Annotated in this window: 5 protein-coding genes; all 5 read right to left on the bottom strand. The window is 34.9% G+C overall.

Features of this window, described 5'->3' with window-relative positions; genetic code table 11:
- Positions 1 to 835 (bottom strand): oligosaccharide repeat unit polymerase (locus E5A76_RS18510; RefSeq protein WP_161119827.1); only part of this gene is annotated, 835 nt, incomplete at its 3' end.
- A gap of 10 nt (positions 836 to 845) precedes the next feature.
- On the bottom strand, positions 846 to 1,397 hold the full coding sequence (gene rfbC, locus E5A76_RS18505; protein WP_161119826.1) for a dTDP-4-dehydrorhamnose 3,5-epimerase: 552 nt from the start codon (positions 1,395 to 1,397) through the stop codon (positions 846 to 848).
- An 85-nt stretch (positions 1,398 to 1,482) separates the two neighbouring features.
- The gene (gene rfbD / locus E5A76_RS18500; protein ID WP_161119825.1) at positions 1,483 to 2,373 is read right to left on the bottom strand and encodes a dTDP-4-dehydrorhamnose reductase; all 891 of its coding nucleotides are present in this window, start codon (positions 2,371 to 2,373) and stop codon (positions 1,483 to 1,485) included.
- 13 nt (positions 2,374 to 2,386) lie between these two features.
- Positions 2,387 to 3,259 carry a glucose-1-phosphate thymidylyltransferase RfbA gene (gene rfbA / locus E5A76_RS18495; RefSeq protein ID WP_161119824.1) on the bottom strand — a complete coding sequence of 291 codons (873 nt, stop codon included), beginning with the start codon at positions 3,257 to 3,259 and terminating at the stop codon, positions 2,387 to 2,389.
- Entirely contained in the window at positions 3,260 to 4,339 is a 1,080-nt protein-coding gene (gene rfbB, locus E5A76_RS18490) for a dTDP-glucose 4,6-dehydratase (RefSeq protein ID WP_161119823.1), read from the bottom strand.
- Between the last annotated feature and the right edge of the window lie 138 nt (positions 4,340 to 4,477).

The raw sequence follows: 4,477 nt of genomic DNA, 5'->3' as shown, positions 1-4,477 counted from the left end.
AAACATAATAATTTTCGTCAAATACACCCGAATCTCTAAAAACACCTGTAATCGAAGAAAAATAGCTCAATGGACCAATAAATGTATAATACCCCAATCCTAAGTTAAAATTATTATGTATATTTACGAGCCAATACCCAAAACCATAATATGGCGATAGTACATAATTAAACAATGATGTTATCGATGTAAAAACTGATTGCTGTCCACCGCTACGTAAGTATAAAGAAACAACCATAAGACTGAAGACAACTAAAAGATATTTTATATTCTTGATTACGACTACTTTTATTTCTTTATAACTAAAGGAGCAACAACACCCACAGAAACAAAACATTATACCAAGAAAAGTTGGCCATTTTTCAGTCGTAAGAACTGTATATAAAATAATAGGAACAAAAAGAATAATTATATTAATGGCATTATTTTCCTTTCTTTTCAATCCTGCAATAAAAACAAAAAATAATGATATAGCTAAAATGATTGGACTACCACTATTAACATTTGAACCACCATTATATCTTATTTCTGTTGATGCCATTGATATTGCTTTAATCCCTGATATACTGAATATATCATATAGTTCATACCCTGCATTTTTAGTTATTATATATAAATTAAATATCCCTATCAAAAAACCAGAAAATAAAAGATATTTGGATATTTGAGGATATTCAATTTTATAAGGCCTTCTATCATATCCATAAATACCCGCAATAAAAAATGGGAAGCAAGATATGGCTATAAATGTAAATGCCACTAATGTATATATATTAGGATAATAAATAATACCTAATAAGGAATATCCAATCAGAATAAAATAAGCAAATAACATTACTTGTAACCTATATCTTTATCTTATGAACTGAATTTAACAGCAACCCTTGTTTATCTTTTTCCGATAATATTGGTTGTTTTTTAACAGGCCACTTGATACCAATATTAGGATCATTCCAAACTATAGAATGCTCTGCTATAGGATTGTAATAATCTGTACATTTATATACAAACTCAGCTTCGTCACTAGTCACATAGAACCCATGAGCAAAGCCTTCAGGAACCCATAATTGACGTTTATTTTCAGCAGATAGATAAACCCCTACCCACTTACCAAATGTTGGTGAATCTTTACGTATATCAACAGCCACGTCAAACACTTCACCTGAAACTACACGGACTAACTTACCTTGTGTATTTTTTGTTTGATAATGAAGACCTCTTAAAATGCCCTTTTTAGATTTAGAGTGGTTATCTTGTACAAATTGCGTTGGTTTACCTGTCACCTCTTCTTCAAACTTCTTTTGATTCCAAGTTTCCATAAAAAAGCCTCGCTCATCACCAAATACACTAGGCTCAATAATTTTTACATCAGGAATTTCTGTTTCAATAACTTTCATTGTTATTCTCTAATCTTATTTTATCTGCTAACTAAAGATAGATTCCGGAGAATTCGTTCCTCATTTCCGGAAGGTAGAAAAAATATCACATATAATCATTAATATTGTCTAATGCTGATTGCCAATCACTTGCTGGAATGTTAAATACTGTTGTTATTTTTTGCGTATTCAATTTTGAATTAGCAGGACGTTTCGCTGGCGTTGGATAATCTTCAGTTTTAATTCCGTTTACATCAGGAGATTTAACTAAAATTTTTTGTTCAACTGCTTTATCAAAGATAACTAGTGCGAACTCACACCAACTAACGTGTGGCATACCGGTGAAATGATACATACCATAATCATCACTATTAAATGTATTTTTTGAATCAGTGATAGTTTTCGCTATTGTAATTAAGGCTGCTGCAATATCACCTGCATAAGTTGGACCACCGAATTGGTCAGCAACAATACCTAACGAATCTCTTTGCTGTGCTAAGCGAAGCATGGTTTTAACAAAGTTATTGCCTTCTTCACCAAATACCCATGCAGTTCGTAAAATAATAGAGCGTGAACATGCGTCAAGAACTGCTTTTTCACCTGCTAACTTGCTTGCTCCGTAAACACTTTGCGGGTTAACAATGTCGGTTTCAGAATAAATACCCTCTTTATCGCCAGCAAAAACATAATCAGTCGAAATGTGTAATAACGTAGCACCAATACTTTCAGCAGCTTGTGCTAAATATAATGGCCCGTCACGATTAATCGCATATGATAAGTCAATTTCTGTTTCGGCTTTATCTACAGCTGTATGAGCAGCTGCATTGATAATGATATTAGGTCTAAATTCATTCACAGTCTTAATAACACTAGATTGTGAAGTGATATCTAGCTCATTTCGATCAACGGCTAATATTTCGGTATTTGGGCAGGATTGTAGCTGTTTGACTAAACAGCTACCTACTTGACCATTGCTACCTGTAATCAATACTTTCACAAGGCATCAACTCTTACTTATTTTCAGACGTTATACGCATCAAATATTGACCGTACTCATTTTTCATCATTGGTTTTGCTAACTCTTGTACTTGTTCAGTGGTTAACCAACCATTACGCCAAGCAATCTCTTCTAAACAAGCCACCTTCAGACCTTGAACATTTTGTATAGTCTCCACAAAAGAAGAAGCTTGCTGTAGACTTTCATGAGTTCCCGTATCTAACCAAGCAAAACCACGCCCTAACAACTCAACATTCAATGAACCATCATTCAGATACATTTCATTCAAGGTAGTAATCTCAAGCTCACCACGCTCAGAAGGTTTCACTTGTTTAGCCATTTCTACAACACGGTTATCATAGAAATACAAACCAGTGACAGCATAGTTTGACTTTGGCTTTGAAGGTTTCTCTTCAATCGAAATCGCTTTCATTTCACTATCAAATTCAACCACTCCAAAGCGTTCAGGGTCATGTACTTGATAACCAAATACCGTTGCACCATGTTCACGAGAGGCTGCATTTAATAAGGTCTTACTAAATGACTGACCATAGAAAATATTATCACCAAGAACTAAACAAACACTATCATCACCAATAAAGTCTTCACCAATTAGAAAAGCTTGTGCTAGGCCATCCGGAGAGGATTGAATGGCATACTCTAAGTTGATACCAAAATCAGATCCATCACCTAATAAGCGACGAAAGCTTTCATTATCCTCAGGCGTAGTAATAATAAGGATATCTTCAATACCCGCTAACATCAGTGTAGATAGCGGATAGAATATCATTGGCTTGTCATAAATGGGCAATAGCTGCTTTGATACACCACGAGTAATAGGGTAAAGACGAGTACCTGAACCACCGGCTAAAATAATCCCTTTCATTTATTCCTTGTCCTTATTAACTGTAGTACCTAAACGCTCAAAACTGTATGAGCCATCTAATACTCGGCTCCACCATGTTTTATTATTCAAATACCATTCAACAGTTTTTCGAATACCCGATTCAAAAGTCTCAGCAGGTTTCCAGCCTAGCTCTCGCTCAATCTTTGATGCATCAATGGCATAACGAACATCGTGGCCTGGACGATCAGTAACATAAGTGATTAAATCTTGATACATCTCAATACCATCAGGTTTATTTGGTACAAACTCTTCAAGCAAAGAACAAATCGTTTTAACAACTTCAATATTAGCTTTTTCATTGTGACCGCCAATATTGTATGTCTCACCAATTTCACCTTTGGTCACGACGGTATACAGTGCTGACGCATGATCTTCGACATATAACCAATCACGTATTTGCATACCATCACCATAAACAGGAAGATTCTTTCCATCTAAGGCATTCAAAATCATAAGAGGGATAAGTTTTTCAGGAAAGTGGTACGGACCATAGTTATTGGAGCAGTTAGTTACAATTGTTGGCAAACCATAGGTACGCAACCATGCTCGCACTAAATGATCGCTTGATGCTTTTGATGCTGAATACGGACTTGATGGCTCATACGATGTTGTTTCAGTGAACAAGTCATCAGTACCTTCCAAATCACCATACACTTCATCAGTTGAAATATGATGGAAACGAAATACTGATTTACGGGTTTGCTCTAATTGATTCCAGTAAGCACGAGTCGCTTCTAGAATGGTATAGGTGCCAACAATATTGGTTTCAATGAATGCTGCAGGGCCATCGATTGAACGGTCAACATGACTTTCTGCAGCTAAGTGCATTACAGCATCTGGCTGATGCTCAGCAAAGACACGCTCTAACTCAACACGATCACAAATATCAACTTGCTCAAACACGTAACGAGTATTATTTTCAATATCAGCTAATGATTCTAAATTACCAGCATAAGTTAACTTATCAATATTAACAATACAATCTTGAGTATTTTTTATAATATAACGAATAATAGCAGAACCGATAAAACCTGCACCACCTGTAATTAAAATTTTCATTCAACTAATCCATTTTTACGAGAATCAACAAAGAGGATAAAAGACAAACTTAATATAAATCCTAGTAATGTAAATACTAAAACAATTAGATTTTCACTTGGTGTTATAGTTTTATTAGGTACTGACGGTATTTTAATA

Source organism: Photobacterium lucens, from assembly GCF_009873615.1.
Classification (GTDB): Bacteria; Pseudomonadota; Gammaproteobacteria; order Enterobacterales; family Vibrionaceae; genus Photobacterium; species Photobacterium lucens.
Note: the sequence above shows the minus strand (reverse complement) of the source record. Positions and strands in the feature narration are given on the sequence as shown.